This window comes from Pantoea sp. USHLN256 (assembly GCF_037149875.1).
Classification (GTDB): Bacteria; Pseudomonadota; Gammaproteobacteria; order Enterobacterales; family Enterobacteriaceae; genus Pantoea; species Pantoea nemavictus.
The window spans coordinates 158,638-175,706 of record NZ_JBBCQO010000009.1 but is presented as its reverse complement, the minus strand read 5'-3'; the positions used below and the strand labels follow the sequence as shown (position 1 = coordinate 175,706).

The 17,069-nt window shown below is 53.4% G+C and carries 23 protein-coding genes; 3 read left to right on the top strand and 20 right to left on the bottom strand.

Translation table 11 applies throughout. The features are described 5' to 3' along the window. The 5 genes from WFL93_RS19690 to WFL93_RS19670 all read right to left on the bottom strand — a co-directional run. A partial coding sequence (locus WFL93_RS19690) for a phage tail protein (protein ID WP_336778855.1) occupies window positions 1-1,140 on the bottom strand: 1,140 nt, incomplete at its 3' end. Beyond that, entirely contained in the window at window positions 1,137-1,745 is a 609-nt protein-coding gene (locus tag WFL93_RS19685; protein WP_336778854.1) for a phage tail protein I, read from the bottom strand. The genes WFL93_RS19690 and WFL93_RS19685, both read right to left, overlap by 4 nt. Continuing rightward, complete coding sequence (locus tag WFL93_RS19680) at window positions 1,742-2,656, bottom strand: baseplate J/gp47 family protein (protein ID WP_336778853.1); 915 nt, start codon at window positions 2,654-2,656, stop codon at window positions 1,742-1,744. Before WFL93_RS19680 ends, WFL93_RS19685 begins: the two co-directional genes overlap by 4 nt. Beyond that, entirely contained in the window at window positions 2,643-2,999 is a 357-nt protein-coding gene (locus WFL93_RS19675; protein WP_336778852.1) for a GPW/gp25 family protein, read from the bottom strand. Before WFL93_RS19675 ends, WFL93_RS19680 begins: the two co-directional genes overlap by 14 nt. After that, window positions 2,996-3,574 (bottom strand): phage baseplate assembly protein V, encoded by a 579-nt coding sequence (locus WFL93_RS19670; protein WP_336778851.1) that lies wholly within the window; start codon window positions 3,572-3,574, stop codon window positions 2,996-2,998. The genes WFL93_RS19675 and WFL93_RS19670 overlap by 4 nt, the downstream gene beginning before the upstream one ends. 92 nt (window positions 3,575-3,666) lie before the next feature. Here WFL93_RS19670 and WFL93_RS19665 point away from each other — a divergent pair, with 92 nt between their 5' ends. Continuing rightward, the gene (locus WFL93_RS19665; protein WP_336778850.1) at window positions 3,667-4,137 is read left to right on the top strand and encodes a hypothetical protein; all 471 of its coding nucleotides are present in this window, start codon (window positions 3,667-3,669) and stop codon (window positions 4,135-4,137) included. A gap of 2 nt (window positions 4,138-4,139) precedes the next feature. Here the strand turns inward: WFL93_RS19665 and WFL93_RS19660 are convergent, their stop codons facing one another. From WFL93_RS19660 to WFL93_RS19610, 11 genes are all read right to left on the bottom strand, one after another. Continuing rightward, a complete protein-coding gene (locus tag WFL93_RS19660; RefSeq protein WP_336778849.1) occupies window positions 4,140-4,586 on the bottom strand; it encodes a phage virion morphogenesis protein in 447 nt (148 codons plus the stop codon). After that, the gene (locus WFL93_RS19655; RefSeq protein ID WP_336778848.1) at window positions 4,579-5,010 is read right to left on the bottom strand and encodes a phage tail protein; all 432 of its coding nucleotides are present in this window, start codon (window positions 5,008-5,010) and stop codon (window positions 4,579-4,581) included. The genes WFL93_RS19660 and WFL93_RS19655 overlap by 8 nt, the downstream gene beginning before the upstream one ends. Then, window positions 4,973-5,215 (bottom strand): Rz1-like lysis system protein LysC, encoded by a 243-nt coding sequence (lysC, locus tag WFL93_RS19650; protein ID WP_101763016.1) that lies wholly within the window; start codon window positions 5,213-5,215, stop codon window positions 4,973-4,975. The genes WFL93_RS19655 and lysC overlap by 38 nt, the downstream gene beginning before the upstream one ends. Beyond that, a complete protein-coding gene (lysB, locus tag WFL93_RS19645; RefSeq protein WP_336778847.1) occupies window positions 5,106-5,534 on the bottom strand; it encodes an Rz-like lysis system protein LysB in 429 nt (142 codons plus the stop codon). Before lysB ends, lysC begins: the two co-directional genes overlap by 110 nt. After that, window positions 5,531-6,046, bottom strand: a complete 516-nt coding sequence (locus WFL93_RS19640; protein ID WP_336778846.1) for a lysozyme — start codon at window positions 6,044-6,046, stop codon at window positions 5,531-5,533. Before WFL93_RS19640 ends, lysB begins: the two co-directional genes overlap by 4 nt. Further along, window positions 6,027-6,239: an HP1 family phage holin gene (locus WFL93_RS19635; protein WP_009127601.1), complete on the bottom strand. Its 213-nt coding sequence runs from the start codon at window positions 6,237-6,239 to the stop codon at window positions 6,027-6,029. Before WFL93_RS19635 ends, WFL93_RS19640 begins: the two co-directional genes overlap by 20 nt. A 3-nt stretch (window positions 6,240-6,242) precedes the next feature. Further along, window positions 6,243-6,446, bottom strand: coding sequence for a tail protein X (locus WFL93_RS19630; protein WP_336778845.1), 204 nt, complete (start codon window positions 6,444-6,446; stop codon window positions 6,243-6,245). Continuing rightward, on the bottom strand, window positions 6,446-6,910 hold the full coding sequence (locus WFL93_RS19625) for a head completion/stabilization protein (RefSeq protein WP_336778844.1): 465 nt from the start codon (window positions 6,908-6,910) through the stop codon (window positions 6,446-6,448). Before WFL93_RS19625 ends, WFL93_RS19630 begins: the two co-directional genes overlap by 1 nt. A 98-nt stretch (window positions 6,911-7,008) precedes the next feature. After that, the gene (locus WFL93_RS19620; protein ID WP_336778843.1) at window positions 7,009-7,659 is read right to left on the bottom strand and encodes a phage terminase small subunit; all 651 of its coding nucleotides are present in this window, start codon (window positions 7,657-7,659) and stop codon (window positions 7,009-7,011) included. Between the two features lie 2 nt (window positions 7,660-7,661). After that, the gene (locus WFL93_RS19615) at window positions 7,662-8,723 is read right to left on the bottom strand and encodes a phage major capsid protein, P2 family (RefSeq protein WP_336778842.1); all 1,062 of its coding nucleotides are present in this window, start codon (window positions 8,721-8,723) and stop codon (window positions 7,662-7,664) included. Between the two features lie 46 nt (window positions 8,724-8,769). Next, entirely contained in the window at window positions 8,770-9,600 is an 831-nt protein-coding gene (locus WFL93_RS19610) for a GPO family capsid scaffolding protein (RefSeq protein WP_336778841.1), read from the bottom strand. Window positions 9,601-9,742: 142 nt separating this feature from the next. Between WFL93_RS19610 and WFL93_RS19605 the strand changes: the two genes are divergently transcribed. After that, window positions 9,743-11,509: a terminase ATPase subunit family protein gene (locus WFL93_RS19605; RefSeq protein WP_049850579.1), complete on the top strand. Its 1,767-nt coding sequence runs from the start codon at window positions 9,743-9,745 to the stop codon at window positions 11,507-11,509. Further along, window positions 11,510-12,541, top strand: a complete 1,032-nt coding sequence (locus WFL93_RS19600) for a phage portal protein (protein WP_336778840.1) — start codon at window positions 11,510-11,512, stop codon at window positions 12,539-12,541. It abuts the gene before it with no gap. A gap of 28 nt (window positions 12,542-12,569) precedes the next feature. On the opposite strand, the gene WFL93_RS19595 is transcribed toward WFL93_RS19600, so the two are convergent. The 4 genes from WFL93_RS19595 to WFL93_RS19580 all read right to left on the bottom strand — a co-directional run bounded on the left by WFL93_RS19595 (window position 12,570) and on the right by WFL93_RS19580 (window position 17,069). Then, window positions 12,570-13,730, bottom strand: a complete 1,161-nt coding sequence (locus WFL93_RS19595; protein ID WP_336778839.1) for an FRG domain-containing protein — start codon at window positions 13,728-13,730, stop codon at window positions 12,570-12,572. Between the two features lie 363 nt (window positions 13,731-14,093). Further along, entirely contained in the window at window positions 14,094-15,992 is a 1,899-nt protein-coding gene (locus tag WFL93_RS19590; protein WP_336778838.1) for an AAA family ATPase, read from the bottom strand. After that, window positions 15,979-16,479: an ABC-three component system middle component 5 gene (locus tag WFL93_RS19585; protein ID WP_336778837.1), complete on the bottom strand. Its 501-nt coding sequence runs from the start codon at window positions 16,477-16,479 to the stop codon at window positions 15,979-15,981. The genes WFL93_RS19590 and WFL93_RS19585 overlap by 14 nt, the downstream gene beginning before the upstream one ends. After that, complete coding sequence (locus WFL93_RS19580; protein WP_336778836.1) at window positions 16,473-17,069, bottom strand: ABC-three component system protein; 597 nt, start codon at window positions 17,067-17,069, stop codon at window positions 16,473-16,475. Before WFL93_RS19580 ends, WFL93_RS19585 begins: the two co-directional genes overlap by 7 nt.

Here is a 17,069-nt window from a genome sequence, read left to right as displayed (position 1 = left end):
GCGGGTGACGCCGCCAATCAGCACAGGAATGGACAGCCAGCCCGCACCGTTGGTGATGGCGGATGCGGCGGGCATTTTCGCGGCTTCGCCTAAACCAAGGTTTGCGAGAAACGCCGGGACGCTGGCGATATCGCTGCCGTTCTTGCTGATGTCCATCTTTCCGGCAAGTGCGTTGGTCATGGTAGTAGCAAAGTTCGGATCGTTGCCAAGCGCGTCGGCCAGCTCCTTAAGGGTATCAAGCGCCGCCGGTGACGATGCCACCAGTGAAGCAATCGCCGCTTTCACAAACGCCGTGGTAGCCAGCTGCGTGTTATTCACCGACTGCGCCGCCGTCGGCGCGGTTGGCGTGCCGGTCAGCGCGGGGCTTGCAAGCGGTGCCTTCAGCGCCAGCGCATTAGCGATGGTGGTGGCAAAGTTCGGATCGTTATTGATGGCCGCCGCCAGTTCTTTGAACGTGTCCAGCGTACCCGGCGCGCCGGAGGTCAGCACCTGAAGCGCCGCCACCACAAACGCGGTGCTGGCAATCTGCTGCGAGTTATTGCCCGCTGCCGCCGTTGGCGTTTTCGGCGTGCCGGTGAGCGTCGGGCTTTCCTTTGGCGCGTACTGCGTGTGCGGGTCGGCGGCGGCGAGGTGCTTCGCCATCAGGTCGTCCACGTACACCTTCAGTTCCAGCACTTTGTCATCAACGTATTTACGGGTCGCCAGCACCACCGCCGGGTCGATTTTCAGCGTGATGGTGTCGGTGCTGCTGGTAATCAGCACCATGCGCACGGTTTGTGTGCGCCCGCTGCCCTCGGCCAGCTGCGGCTTGTAGCTCTCCGGGCAGTTGCCCACGGCAATCAGCGCGCCCGTGTCGTCGAACAGGCCGACCTCACGGATCCACCACCCGCCCTCGGTTTCCGGGATAACCTGCTCGGCGATAATCTGGCTGCTGTTCTGCGGGTCGATATACAGCATGTTCAGGTCAGCGCGGCGCTTCTCCGCAATCAGCTTCGTCTGCTGCGCGCTCGGCGTGGGCAGCACGCCGCCGCCGTCGCCCACGGCCATCTGCGTTATTTTCAGCGGCACGCCGAGGGCGGCAGCGCTGGCAAGCTTTGCCGCGCCGATGTCCGTCAGCAGGGTGTAAAATTTTGCGCTCATGGGTTCACTCTCACTGTGTCAATAATGTGCAGCGCCCCGCCTTCGTACGCGGTGCCGCCGGAAATAATGGTTTCGTTGATGTAGGGATAAACCGTGATTTCTTCGCCGATGTAGGTGCCTGCGCCGACAAAATACGGGCCGCTGGTCTGCAGGTTGATGGACATCCCGATCAGGTGGCGGCTGCACGGCTTGGCGTCGCTGATAAGCCGCTCCAGCTCCTGATAGGTTTCCTCCGTAATCCCCTCGTCCTGCACGCCAATGTCCAGGCGAAACGTGCCGGGCGCGTCCCCGTTCTTCCACCACTCAATCACGCGGATCAGAAACCCGAACGGCTCAACCACGCGCCGGATCGCGCTGATGGTGCCCTTGTGCTGATGGATGTAAAACGCGTCTTTCACCACCTTGCGCTTTACGCTCTCGGCCCAGCTTTCGTCCCAGCGGTCCACCGAAAACGCCCAGGCGAGATAGGGAAGGAAACTCACCGGGCAGCTGTCCGGGTTCCACAGGTCGCGCAGCGGCACGTTCAGGCCGGAGATTCCGCCGCACGCCTGCGCCAGACGGCGCTCAAGCGCGGATGATCCGGGCGGTAAGAGGCTGTTACTCATGCCATCACCCCGTCATCCGCCACGCTGATGTCCGTCCCGGTGCAGTTGCCCGCCTGCGTGCGGTCCATGATGATGTCCTCTGCCGGTTCGGTGATGTCCACCCAGTCCACACCGGCCACGCGCAGCACCGCCCCGTAAGACTCGCGGCGCACGCTGCGGCCCAGCTTTTTCTGCTCGGTGAGGTAGGCAGCCAGCCGTGCGTTTGCCGCCTCCAGACAGGGCGCCGCGGCCACGCCGTCAAACAGGTGCAGCCTGGCCTGCACGCGGTAGTCGTTAATGATTGCAGGCTGCACGGTGACGCGGTCCGCCACCGGGCGCACGCTGTCGTCATTCAGCGCTTTGTCCACTTTACTCAGTAAATCATCGGGCGCCGCGCCGTTGCCCTCGCGGCTCAGCACGGTGATGAGTACCGTGGCCGGTGACGGGCTGATGGCGGACACGTCCTGCACCCGCCCGTCCGCGCTGCGGGCGTGAAACTCATAGGCCGCCGTCGGTCCGGCAACCGATAAGCCCTCAAACGCCTCCGGCACGCGCACGCGCAGCGCGTCGTCGGATTCCATCACCGCGTCCACCGGTGGCACGGCGTCCGGGTTAGCCGGGGTGACGGTCAGACGCTGCACGTTGCTGCGCGCGGCCAGCTGGTCGAGGTCGCTGCCGAGCGCGTAAGCCACCATAACGGCCTGCGCCGCCTCGTTGATGCGCTGACGCAGCAGGATTTCGCGATAGACGCTTTCCTGCAGGCACTTCACGACAGGATCGGACTCCAGCGCCAGCACGCGGCGCATGGCGGCCTGCTCGTCAGCCGGATAGAGCGCAATCAGCGCTTCCTTGCGCTCGGTCAGCAGCGTTTCGAAATCCGGCACCTCGATAACTTCCGGTGCGGGCAGCTGCGAAAGGTCAATTACTGCCACTGTTCACCCCCGTTGGAACGGACATTGCCAGCGGTGAGCCGTCGGCGCGCTGGCCGGTCAGCTCAACCACCATAGAGCCATCAAAGGCGCTGGTAATATTCAAAGAGCTGAGGCGGATGCGCGGCTCCCAGCGGCTCAGCGCCGTGTACGCTGCCGCCATCACCTGAAGGCGGACCACGTCGTTTTGCGGCTGGTCAATCAGTACCGACAGCAGCGAACCGTATTCACGTCGCCCGATGCGGCTGCCTTCCGGCGTGATCAGGATGTCGCGCACGCTCTGGCGGATGTGTTCGGTGTCGGTGATGGCTGCGCCGGTGTCGCGGTTCATGCCGAGATACATCATTGCGGGCCTCCCGATGTATCCCCGCCTGACTTCACGCCGCCGTGTTTATGCTTATCTGCAATCACGCCGTTTGAATCCATCTGGCCGCCGCCCTGCGTCACGTCGCCGTTCATCACGGTCTGGCTGTTAATCAGCGTCCGGCTGGCATCAACGCCCAGCTGGTCGGTGATCAGCTGAATGCCGTCGGCGGCCTCAATGCGCACGCTTTTGATATTTTTAATCAGCAGCTGGCCGGTGTCCGGCTCGTACTGGAACCAGCCGCCGTCGTTGAACACGGTGGTGCTGCCGCTCTCTGAATAATCGGGCGGCGGGAATGCGTCGGAGTAGATGGCCGGCAGCGCAAAGGCGGTTTCGAGATTGCCGCCGAGGCTCAGCAGTACAACCTGCTCGCCGATGGAGGGTTGCCACCACGTGCGGGTATTACCGGCGCGGCAGGTGAGCCAGTTAATCCAGTTGGTTTCAAGGTCGCCCGTTTTCACCCGGCACAGCCAGTTAACCGGATCAACAGCGGATACGGTGCCGGTGCGGATCAGGTTGGTGATAAGGCGCATGATTTCGGTGAGTTGAGTATTCATGCCATTACATTGCAACGGCGCACAAATTCTGGCATCAATTAAGCGTTGTATGATGAACCATACAAAAATCACTTAACAAACATAGGTATAAAATGGGATATAGATTAAATTTACCCAATGGGGTTTATGTTTCAATTTTGGCACTTCTGGTGTTTACAACCATTATTTACAGCAAAGTTGAAGCAGCTCTTGATAAGCAGATGATTAACTATCTTTCAGGCCTTTTCGTTCTAGCTACCGTTCATGGCTGCCTACTAATACGAATAGGTAAATTTGATGTTTATAAAAATACATTAAATGCAATATGGAATATACAAACGGCATGCGCATTTATTTATGGCGTATACATCATTATTGAATATTCAGCTGCGGGACTTAAAAACCCAGACACTATCAGCAAACTTTTCACTTCGGATGCTTACCTATTCATTCCAGCTGTATTATTTCTTGGAGCTGTTTGTGTGGCTCGAGCTGGTTATTCAGTTGCAGAGATATTTAAAAACCCAATTATTGAAAGTAGAAAAAAACAAGCCGAATATCAGCAGAAAAACATACCTGATTAACCTTACTCTGCCAGCCAGCGCAATAGCGTTTCTTGCACCAAATTTTCCACATCATTATTGACGCCCAGTAATGGGCGTTCTGCATACTTCACTTCGGTGCCACGCCGGTTCACGCGATCACGCAGCCCGTAGTGATGCACGCGGACCAGCTTCTGCACGCCGGGAACAAAAGCAACTTCTGCCATGTTTGCGTTTGCCTGCGCCTTGAGATATTTGGCCGTTTTCAACTTCGCAAACATCTTGCGGCGAATGCGGCCCGGCTTGGTCCGGGCGGTGACCCGTCGCGGCTCCCATGCGGTGCCGTCCGGGCTGCGCTGCAGCGTAATGTTGCCCTGCTGAATGCGCCGCACGTCGCGCGCCACCTCGCGCAGCATCTTGGTTCTGGCTGCGGGTTCCAGCTGCGCCAGTAACGCATTCAGCCAGGCTTCAATCTCGTGTAGTTCAGCCATGATTAACTGCCCAAAACTCGTCCGGCGCTTCCGGCTCCGGCACGGCCTCAACCGACATAACGCCGTCGACTTCCTTCACGATCACACGCTCCGTCAGCTTCAGGTTCATGCTGATGTCGCAGCGGTCATTGCCGAGAATATCCGCCTCAAAGGTGAAAAGCCGCTCCCGCTCGGTGGTGTTCTGCAGGGCGTCCGGCTGGTTGACGCCGAGCCAGAATAAAACGGGCGCCATCAGCAGATTCTGGTCACCGGTGAAGTCCGTCACCACCACGTTTAGGGTGTAGCGATACTCCCACGAAATCGACGTGGCGGAGGTGGCAACCACCGCGCCGTTATCAACGAACAGGTGCAGGCGGTCCGGGTTGTCGGCCACGTAGGGCACGGCTTTATTCAGGGCGTTTCGCAAGGACTGCGGCTTGTTCATCGTCTTTATCCTGACAGCTGATGATGGTGTCTACCTTATCGGCGCAGGCCGCCCAGGCGGCTTCGGTGTCGTCCAGCTGCGCCAGCAGGTCGCCGTTACGGCGCGGTGCGGCTTCGTCCAGGCGGCACGGGGTGATTCGCGGACAGCCACTCACGGTAAGACTGACCTCCGGTGAGGGCCGGACGCTGGCGCAGCCGGATAACAGGATCAGGCAAAGGGGCATCAGCCCAGCGGCGAAGCTCGTCATTTTCACGTTTCAGTTCCTCAATGGTGCGCTGCCGGTCACGCAGCAGCGTGCCGTTCTGCTCGGCGGCGGCGTAAAGCTGCGTCTGCGCCCGGCTGCTGGTCTGCGTCAGGATGTTGAGGGCAAGCAGCTGGCCGTTTTTCTGCGACAGCTTTTTCCCCTGTGCGGCTAAATCCTTCACCTGCGCGTCGATTTTGATGTGAGCGGTGCTGAGTCGCCACGACTGCATGCCAAGCGCGACAATCAGAACAAGCACCACCGTCGCCAGCGTGCGCATCATGCTTTCACCCCCCTGAAGCACCACGCCAGTTCGCGTTGTCGCCGGTTATCCAGCCCCTGATTGAATACGCCCTTCACGTACACCCAGCGCGGCAGCTGATAGCACGCATCGCGCCAGCGTTCCTGTTTAATGAGCGCCACCATGGTCGAACCGCAGGCGTTGCCGGTGCCGACGTTAAACGCCAGCGACACCAGCGCGTCGTAGACCGGCTGCGGCATCGAAACCGCAGCGCAGCGCGCCAGTGCCGCCTCAACGCGTAACACATTGGTGATGAAGTCGCCCGCCGCCTGCCGCTCGGTGATAGTCCGGCCCGGCACCACGCCAACGCTGTTACCAATGCCGTCGGTCCACTTGCCCGCGTCGCACAGGTACGGCTTCAGGCGGCAGCCCTCATAATCGGCGATCAGCTTCAGTCCCTCGACGGAGGTGTGCAGCTGCGGAAAACCCGGCAGCGTCGCCGCAATGGCAAGCACCGCGCCAACGGTGCAGCGCTTAACGGTTTGCAGATTCATATTCCTCCCGCGTGATGCGCCCGGCGGCCAGCAGCTGATAAGTTTTGCGCTTGTAGTACCAGCTGATGATCGCCATCAGCAGGCCGATTAACACACCGGCCACGGTTGAAACGTCTTTCAGCGACATGTCGCCCAGCCATGCCATACCGACAGCAATAAACCAGACGATCCCGGCGCGGATTCTTTCCCACATGATTCAGTCCCAAAGCTGGACGGCCTGCACGGTGGCCGCCGTCGTCACGTCCGGCAGCTCCACCTCCAGCCCGTGCGGTAAAAAGGGGCCGTGCTCCGCCAGCCCCGGATTCGCCTGCAATACCTGGTCCGTCATACCCTGCGTGCGCCCGTAGTGACGCCAGCAGATTTCGTCTACCGTGTCGCCCTGCTGCGCACGTACCTTCATCAGATAAGCTCGACGGTGCAGTGCGGCGCGTTCTGCACGCGACTGACGGCCCAGCGCGCGTCGCGCCACAGGTCACCGGTTGCGTCTGCCAGTTCCTCACCGCGCTTGGTCGCTGCGGCGGTGGCGTCATAGTCCTGATAGCGCTCGTTCAGCACCGCGCGCGCCCAGCACCACACCGCATTTTCATAGTGATGCAGACGCACGCTGCGCCCGTTAAGCTGCTCAGCCGGTACGTCGGCCAGACCGTTAAAGCCGCGCAGCTCCTGACGTTCGCGCCACGGATACAACTCGGCGTTGACCTCCGCCATTGCGGTGAGCACCACCTGCTTCAGGCGCTGAGGCGTCACGGTGCCGTCAACGCGCATGACGCTGCGAAACGTCGCCAGATCGATGTCCGGCCAGAATGAGTTGTTGGGGATAATTTCCGGCGTTCCCGTCGCCTTTTCCGGCGCTACAAACTGCATGCCTTATTTCTCCTGAATAGGTGGGCGGTGGACGGGGTTTTGATGCGGCGCTGCCTGTCGCCACCCCGTGCCGCCCCGCGCGTGGGCACGTCCGGTTATCAGCTGGCGTTGCGGATTTTCCGCTCCAGCTGCTCAATGTCTTTTTTCACCCCGCAGCGCTCGTCGAGCTGCATGGCCTGCTGCAGATGGTTCAGCGCGGCAACCGGCTGGCTTTCGCGCAGCACCCAGCCGAGCGACTTGTGCAGGCGCGCGCGGGACTGATCGGGCATGTCCAGTTCGCCGATCACGTCAAGCGTCTGCATCAGCAGGCCGGGGTCAAAGTCGGTTTTTGCCACGATGGCGTTTTTAGCGGCGTCGGCCATCTCCTCGGCCAGCAGCGTCTGCACGTTGCGATTGAAGCCCTGCGGCATCGACCAGCCGTGGCGGATAGCATGGCAGCCAATGGTGAGCGCACCGGCGTAGTCACCGGCATCAACGCGCCACAGCATCACGTACATCAGCACGTCGTCCTGCTGCGCGCCGTCTGCGGCCAGCACACCGTCCACCCACGGCACGTATTTCGGCAGAACTTCCACCTTGATTTCAGCCTTCTTCACGGTGGACTGAATGCCCTTGAGGCGGCGGCGGTCCTCGCCGAGCTGCATCAGCATCAGGTCATAGCCTTTTAAGTGACTGCCATTGCCGCCCTTGCGGGCGGCCTCCTGTGCCAGAACATATTGCGTGTGCCGCTGAAAAGGACTCATCGCCATGCTTATGCCTCTGCGCCGCTGGCCGCCGCTGCGGCGAATTCGCCCATTTCAATGTTCTCCACCAGGCAAACGCATTCGTAATCTTCAACCACGTACGCCTCGTTGACGGACTCGAAATTCTCCACACGATCGCGTTTAGGGTTGTCGATAACGGCACGGCGGCGGCTCTCGTCCTGCCAGTAAATAGAGAGATTGTCGAGGCGGGTGATCAGCAAGGCATCTGCCGGGAAGTAAGGCGCGCGCACGGCCTGTAAGCCGCCCATACGTTTCTGGCTGATAATGAGATCAGCGGCGAGAGCCTCGGTGTTTGGCTGCTGCTGATTGACCAGTGGGAAATATTTATCGGCCAGCAGACCGCGACCACAAACCACCACCAGATCGGTGTCGTCCTGATACTGAACGCCAATTTTGCGGTTAACCGCATCCATCACCAGCGCGTCCAGATTCGCAAAGTCACCGTTTTTACCGACGCGAACGGAAGAAGACAGGCCGCCGTCATCCTGCGGAATGCCCTTAATGACATGCACCGGTGATTCCTGGCGGATTTTTTCCAGCCAGCCAATGTTGACGTCTTGCAGCAAGGGGTTTTCTACGCGGTTCGAGGTTTTCTCACGCTTCACGCCGTTGAAGCCAATCATGATGCGGTCCAGCGCCTGACGCTGGATGATGGCGTCACGGATGCGGGTCTGAAAGTCCTGGAACTTCGCCCACAAATCCAGCTTCGCATAAGGTAACGCGGTATCGAAATTGGTCTGAGTGCACTTGTAGCCGGTGCCATCGATATATGTCGGATCGGTCGGCTGGCGCTCCTGCGAAGAGGTATCCGTGGTGCCTGCAATGGTCGAGCCTACGCCTAGTCCCAGCACTTCGCCGGACTGCTCATCTACCGGGATGATATTGATCATCTGCAGGAATGCGGCGGACTCCTGAATTTTGCTTTCAAGCTTCTGCGCAACGGATGGCTCGACGGTGAATTTCGCGCTGATGTCCGGCACGGCCACATCGTTAAGCTTCGCCAGCTGAGTGAGGAAGGCATTGAATTTAAATCGGGTCGTTTTTTTCATCGTTCAGTTTCTCTGAAATCGGTTAGGTAATGTGGAGCGACCTGTATCAGCAGTCGGTCAGGTTTTCACTGGCGCCGCTACCGCCTGGCGCACGCTGGCGGTAATCGGCGCGGCTGTCTTCGCGACCCAGCTGTTGCTTCAGTTCGATGAAATCGTTCACCTGTATTTCCAGCAGGGATTCCAGCTGGCTCAGGCGTTTCTCCTGTTCATCCAACGTCTTGTCGGTGCGAGCGCCGTAGTCCTGGTGTTCAGTTGCAACCAGCTCTACCGCCTTATGCACGTCAGAAAATCGCGCATCGTCGGACTGCTGCTTTTTGCTGAACAGCGCGGTGACGCGGGCAAACAGCGCGGGCTTATCCTCCACCTCTTCCAGCTCGATCTCGGTTTCGGTGGCGGCGGTGAACAGGTTTTCCGGGTGCTGCTTACGGTTTGCCAGCGGGTTGTGTTGCGCGCTGGCGCTGAAGGCCAGCATCTCGGTGCCGAGGCTTGCCGGGTCGTCGGTGGCAGCCAGGCCAACCAGGTAGGCTTTGCCGGTATCGGCAAACTTGGTGCTGACTTCCATGGAGGTGAAAAGCTTCTGGCCCTGCTTTACCAGCGCCACAAGAGAATCCGTCGGCAGAATGTCGGCATACAGCGCCAGCTTTCCGGCCAGCGAACCGTCGGTGATCTCCTCGGTGCCCAGCGCGCTTACCATGCCGTAACGGTTAAAGGTGCTGTCTGGCGAGTACGATTTGATGTGTTCAAGATTGATGGTTGCGGTGTAAACCGCCGGGTTGTAGGCGGCGGCCATCTGCTCCAGCCATTCGCGGGAAATTTCGCGTCCGTCCGTGGTGGCACCTTCCACCCCGATTCGAAAACGCTTTGCTTTAACTGCCATAGGTCAGGCTCCGTTGGGTAAATCGCTTTGAAGCCTTATGTTTGCGGTTCAGAGGGGTGTGAAACAACGCGGGCACATTGTGCGGGCAGCCACACAACGGCAGACGGCAGAAAAGGGATCGGCGGGGCCGTATTTTGGGGCCATGACAACGACACTCGCCCCCGAAGACCTCGATCCCCGCAGGCAGGCCATGCTGCTTTACTTTCAGGGATACCGTATCGCCCGCATTGCTGAAATGCTGGGAGAGAAACCCGCAACCGTTCACAGCTGGAAGAAGCGCGACAAGTGGGGCGACTACGGCCCGCTTGACCAGATGCAGCTGACCACCGCCGCACGCTACTGCCAGCTGATCATGAAGGAGACAAAAGAAGGGAGAGACTTCAAGGAAATTGACCTGCTGGCGCGCCAGTCAGAGCGGCACGCCCGCATCGGCAAGTTCAGCAACGGCGGCAACGAGGCGGATCTCAATCCGAACGTCGCGAACCGCAACAGCGGACCGCGCAAGCCGCCGGAGAAGAACGTATTTACTGACGAGCAGGTGGAGAAGCTGCAGGAAATCTTCCACGGCTCCATGTTCGGCTACCAGCGCCAGTGGTGGGACGCGGGCAACAAGCACCGCATCCGCAACGTACTGAAGTCGCGCCAGATTGGTGCCACCTACTACTTTGCCCGCGAGGCGCTGCTGGATGCGCTGACCACCGGGCGCAACCAGATTTTCCTCTCAGCCAGCAAGGCGCAGGCGCACGTCTTCAAGCAGTACATCATTGAGTTCGCCAAAGAGGTGGACGTAGAGCTGAAAGGCGACCCGATGACGCTCAGCAACGGCGCGTGCCTGTATTTCCTCGGCACCAACGCCCGCACCGCCCAGAGCTATCACGGTAATCTGTACCTGGATGAATATTTCTGGATCCCGAAATTTCAGGAGCTGCGCAAGGTGGCGTCCGGCATGGCGCTGCACAAGAAGTGGCGCCAGACCTATTTTTCCACCCCGTCCAGCCTGACGCACAGTGCCTATCCGTTCTGGTCCGGCGGCCTGTTCAACCGGGGCCGCGCCAAGGCGGACCGCGTGGACATCGACCTGTCTCACATGAACCTGTCGCCGGGCCGTTTCTGCGATGACGGCCAGTTCCGCCAGATTGTCACCGTGGAGGACGCCGTGCGCGGCGGCTGTAACCTGTTTGACCTCGACCAGCTGCGCCTCGAATACAGCCCGCCGGAATACCAGAACCTGCTGATGTGCGAATTCGTGGACGATCTGGCGTCCGTATTCCCGCTGCAGCTGCTGCAAAAATGCATGGTGGACAGCTGGGAAATCTGGAGCGACTTCGAAGCGCTGGCGCTGCGCCCGTTCGGCTGGCGCGAGGTGTGGATCGGTTACGACCCGGCCAAGGGTACGCAGAACGGCGACAGCGCCGGATGCGTGGTGATCGCCCCGCCTGCCGTGCCGGGCGGTAAGTTCCGCATTCTGGAGCGCCACCAGTGGCGCGGCATGGACTTCCGCGCGCAGGCCGAGTCCATCAAAAAGCTGACGCAGCAGTACAACGTGACTTATATCGGCATCGACTCCACCGGCGTCGGCCTCGGCGTGTACGAGAACGTGAAGATGTTTTATCCGGCGGTGAAGGAGTTTGTTTATAACCCGAACGTGAAAAACGCCCTGGTGCTGAAGGCGTTCGACATCATCAGCAGCGGGCGCCTGGAGTTCGATGCCGGGCACCTCGACATCGCGCAGTCATTCATGGCAATCCGCCGCGCCACCACGGCCAGCGGCAACCGCCCGACCTACGAAGCCAGCCGCAGCGAAGAAGCGAGCCACGCCGATCTGGCGTGGGCGACCATGCACGCGCTGGCAAACGAACCGCTACAGGGCGAAGCCGCCCACACCGGAAACATTATGGAGATTTTTTAGATGAGCAAACGCAGGAACCGCACGCGCACGCAGCCCGTGCAGCAGGAACAGATGACCGGCGGACCGGCGGCGGAAGCGTTCACCTTTGGCGACCCGGTGCCGGTGCTGGACCGCCGCGAGCTGCTGGACTACGTGGAATGTGTGGTCATGGATAAGTGGTATGAACCGCCGGTAAGCTTTGACGGGCTGGCGCGCACGTTCCGCGCCGCCGTGCATCACAGCTCGCCGATCAACGTGAAGCGCAACATTCTGACCAGCACCTTTATCCCGCACCCGCTGCTGAGCCAGCAGGCGTTTAGCCGCTTCGTGCAGGACTATCTGGTATTCGGCAACGCCTATCTGGAGAAGCGCACCAACAGGCTCGGCGGCGTGCTGGCGCTTGAACCGGCACTGGCAAAATTCACGCGACGCGGCACCGATTTAGACACCTACTGGTTTGTGCAATACGGCATGAACACGCAGCCTTATGAGTTCACCAAAGGCAGCGTGTTTCACCTGATGGAGCCGGATTTAAATCAGGAGGTTTACGGCCTGCCGGAGTATCTTTCGGCGATCCCGTCCACCCTGCTAAACGAGTCGGCAACGCTGTTCCGCCGCAAATACTACCTGAACGGCAGCCACGCCGGTTTCATCATGTACATGACCGACGCCGCGCAGAATCAGGAAGACGTGAACAATATTCGCCAGGCAATGAAAAGCGCCAAGGGGCCGGGGAACTTCCGCAACCTGTTTATGTACTCGCCGAACGGGAAGAAGGACGGGATTCAGATCATCCCGCTGTCAGAAGTGGCGGCTAAGGATGAGTTTCTGAATATCAAGAACGTGAGCCGTGACGACATGATGGCCGCGCACCGCGTACCGCCGCAGATGATGGGGATCATTCCTAATAACACCGGCGGCTTTGGTGATGTTGAAAAGGCAAGCCGAGTGTTTGTCCGAAATGAGCTAATGCCACTTCAAAAGCGTCTTACAGAATTGAACCATTGGCTCAAGGAAGAAGTAATTCAATTTTCAGAGTACAATTTAGTCTAAACGAAGCCCGCTAGCGGGCTTATAATTTTCACCCAAATTTTGTTTCAGGAAAATTAATTTTTTTCAAATCCTGACATGTTCCATCAAGACCGGGGAATAGAGAGCCGTAAGTAATCCCCATCATTGTAAGGTCTCGCATGACTTGAGGAGCTTCTTGTACAGATATATCGAAAGCTTTTAAATATTTATCAGTATATCCGCCCCACTGGTAAAGATACCCTTCAATATCATAAATATTTGTTAAAGTAGTTAACGCTTGCTGAGGCATCGCTCTATTATTCCCTAATGATATATATTCACCTATTGATAAGTGAGTCCTGCAATCATAAATATTATAAAATTGTAAAAAATCCACCTTCCATTTTTCCACCTCTAGCAAGTATATTCTTACTTTCCTATCTTTATCACTTTCAAAGATGTCTTTGGCATTTAACTTTCCAAATGCAAAAAAACTCGCAACATATGGAGAATAGCTCCAATCTAAAAGAGGCGTCGGATAACCATGATGCTGAAGAAGGTTAAAAAAGGCCCCGTTATGCTCTGGATCCTTTAAATTAAAATAATGTGAAGTGAGATTAGAAAGCTGGCGGTGGAGCATTGGAATATCTTTATTTGAATACACTTGAACGTCATATCGACCATTACGATGAAACGATGTCCTCAGAGGCCAACTATCTGCCTGGCCTCGGAATGCAACCTTCCTGTAGTCAACTTGAGAAACATATTCTTTGAACTCATTCCAAGTAAGGCCAGTGCCTGTTAATTTGTATCCCTTAACATGCTGTCTACTAAGCTTACACTCAACGGTTGTGCCTATATCCGTCACAACATTTACAAGCAACTCATCTTCTTTGAAAATAATATTTAAGTTAGCAGTATCAGGAAATACCACTCCGGGGAAATTTTCAGTAATATAATCTTGAGTTGAAAAAGAAGGCACGACCATGAAATCATGCTTGTTTATCACTTGAACCGGTCTGTTCTCAACTTTATATTCGGCCTGCCCATCCTCAAGAGTAAAATAAGAACATGAAGAAGGTAAATCACCTTTCATATTTAGAAGATATGCATAACAATGAAGCAATCCGTCCTTTGCCTCAATATTAATAATCCCCCACCCCTCTCCCGCACCATTAAAATTTCCAACCCATTGGCCTGAAATCATATCCCTTTCCTTTTTTGAAATCATGATGCATTTTCTCTAAAAATGAGCAGTATTCAAGGTCTAAGCGCGCGCTCGTACCCCCGCCACGCCTGCCCGCTTTGTGAAGTGGTTTTCATGCACTTGCAGGACCTTATGTAAAGCCCGTCAGAGCTAGCTGCTCGTGGCATCCATCATCCCCACTAGATCATGCAAATTCATGCAGCATAGTCATGCAAGGTAATGAGGGATTTCAAAAGAGCTTGCATTAACATTTTTAAATTCGTAAACGCACTATAGGTCTAAGCATCAAAAAATACTGTACGATAAATGACACCTCAAATGGTGTCATTTATAAACATTGTTGGATGCGTAGTATCTTCTATCTTTACACTTAAAATTAAGTGGAGATCATACATTTAATGAACGTGCTTCAGGGCTAAAATACCGGCCAACAGTTAGTTTCGACCCCTCATACTCTGGTTTAATCTCAGAAGTAGCATAAATTATTTGATATTCGCACTCATAATTTGATGCTTCATCAACTATTATTTTTTGCAAGTTGTGACTACGATCTTTTTCCATGCCGCCATCGTCAATCCCATCTAGTAACAAGAAACGAGGTAATCTCATGTAATTTTTTTCAATGCTTGTTGTTAGAAGTGCTAGATGGAAAAGTTGCCTTAAAACTACTGCCGAACTTTCTGAAAAGTTCTTTGACCCATTTACATACACAGCATTTTCAACAAAATCAAAACGTACTTCTTGAGGCTCTATAAATTCCGGTTGCAACGGTAAATCTAACCGTAGTAATCTTTTCATCACTGAATCAACGTTTTTAGCGACATCAAGCTTTCGAGACTCTTCTTTATTTATTAACGTTTCAATAAGACTCTCAAGCCGTTCCTTTGCTGCTTGGTCATTATCTCTACCTATTTGCAGCTCATTTATTACATCGGATAGCTTTTTATTCTCATACTGCCTTGCAATCTCTTTATCAATCGTCCCTAAACGCATTGAAATTTGCTGAACCCTAATATTTTCAGGGGTGTCCCAAATGCTAGCAACGCTAACATATTTTTTTTCTAATTGTTTTAACTCACCTTTATGGATAGGGAGTTCTTTTTTAAGGTGAGCAAGATCTTCATTTCTTTTCTTCAAAAGAAAATATGATTCTTTTAACTGTAAAGAGATCTCATTCTTCATTCTTAATATTTGGGAACTTGAGTCTTCAGATTTTTCGCTTTTGCAAAGATGACAAGCATTGCCGTCTAAATGTTTTATTTCCTCAAGGCAGCTTGGGCAAAATTTAAAATTCAAATCCCCAAAAAAACCTCTAGTAATTTCAGACTGATTAAGTCCTTGCAATCTATTTTCAAGCTCAGCAATAAAAAGCTCAGAATCGGCAATCTCAATCTGTAACCTTTCAATTTCATCGAAATTTTTAGTATATGCCAACTTCGCTTTATTTAGCTCTTTTCTAAATTTTATTGTTACTTCTTGATCGGTATCAAGTTCGGAACCATTAAACTCGCCATTTTTTATTAAAAACAACTCATTATTTAACTGTTGACGCTCAAACTCTAACTCCTCTATTTTCTCATCCACATAATGAATGTTTTCAGAATGACCCGACCGCCCTAAAACCGAAAAAATACTCTTTAAAGAAGCTATTTTTTTAGAAAGCTCACTATCAATTTCTCTTAACTTTATCTGTGAACTGTAGAGATCATCATCATATACACCACATAAATATCCCCCGACCATTTCTTTAGTTAATGCACTATCGAAATTATCAATTCTGAAAATAGGGCTGTGCACTGAAGGCTGATCTGCATAAAGAACTCTTAGGATTTGATGCAGCGTTAGGTTAGATGCACCATCGCCTTGTGCGTTTGGAATTTCCAAAGCATTAAAAATCACTTGAGTAAAACTCAATTTATTTGAAGTTCTTCTAAATGGGTATTGCTCCCACTGCAAGGGAGTTGCTTTTTCAGCCTCCTCAATACCCCCCCAAAAAATATCCAATGGGCGTTGTGTTTCTGCCGATATTTCTCTCTTAAAACAAGTTTTAACGCCATTAAGTTTCACTTCTACCAGTGTAAATGAACAACTTAAAGCTTCCGGCTTCCAGCGAATATTTTCAGCGCCAATAGAAAAAGCCAGTAAATCCATGATGGTAGTTTTACCTGAACTATTCCTACCACGGATAACATTAACACCGCTGTGAAAACCACAATCAAATACTTCTTTTCTTCCTTTAAAAACTTTAAAGTGAGAAATTGAAAATGTAGGTTTAATTAAAGTCATAACGATATTCCATTAATCCGGTTCTATCTTTTAACCCTTCTTTACCAAGAAGATGGAAATCTGAAAGAGTGTGGAGTATAAATTCATTAATATCTTGCTTTTCGTTGATAAATGCCATAAGAGATGTGACTAAGCCATTTGGTATCTCTAGCTTTGTCCTTTTAAGTACACCTTTCTTATATAATTCTTTTTCAACTAAGCCTGTAGCAGTAAGGCACTTTATAGCAGAAGTCTGAATTTCCTGGAGGTCTTTAAATGTCGAGGCTGGGCTAAGAGGATCATGATAAACATTTTCATAAGACTTTGCTATTTTCTTAACATATGCATAGTTATAAGGCATCCTAATTTTAGATGCCATTGCAGGGAACATCAAATAGAAGTCTAATATCCTTGCTTTATCAACCTCAATTTCATGGACATGATCGACTATAGCTATCATTCTAAAGAGACAATGATACGCATCATATGCTTGATGATAAATTAACATTTATCCCACCTAACGTGACAATTACCACCCAAAAAGAACAAAAGACCTAATAAATCCTTAACAGTAAACTCCAGTACATTCTCCCCTAACAAATCGAATATTTCATTGATAACCTCATGTATTTTACTATCGACTTCTTCTCTTTCTTTTTCAGATTGAATTAATGGGGTCACTTTAAGCATAAAATCGTAATGTAACTGATCTAATAATATAACGTATATTCGCTGGGCAGTTCTAGAGGTCTGTCTTTTCATAATGGATTTAGCCGCATTCTCTTTAAGCATACTGGCAAGGATAACCAAATCCTTTCTTCCACTATCTTTCAACTTATCATCTAAACTACGAATGTCTATATCAGTTTGAGCACTCAAATAATGTTGTAGTTTATCACTAAAATTACTGCTTGGATCCCCAATGCCATCAACTTTTATCTTTTCATATAATTTAAACAGTTCATAATTCAAACCCTTTGTAACGTTAAAATTATATTGCGGGCCATTAACATTATTTTGCGTTCCTGACCCATTATTTTGATGGCCCCCCACCACAGAGCCATTCTTTACTTTATTACCGTCTTGGTGTGTAAACAC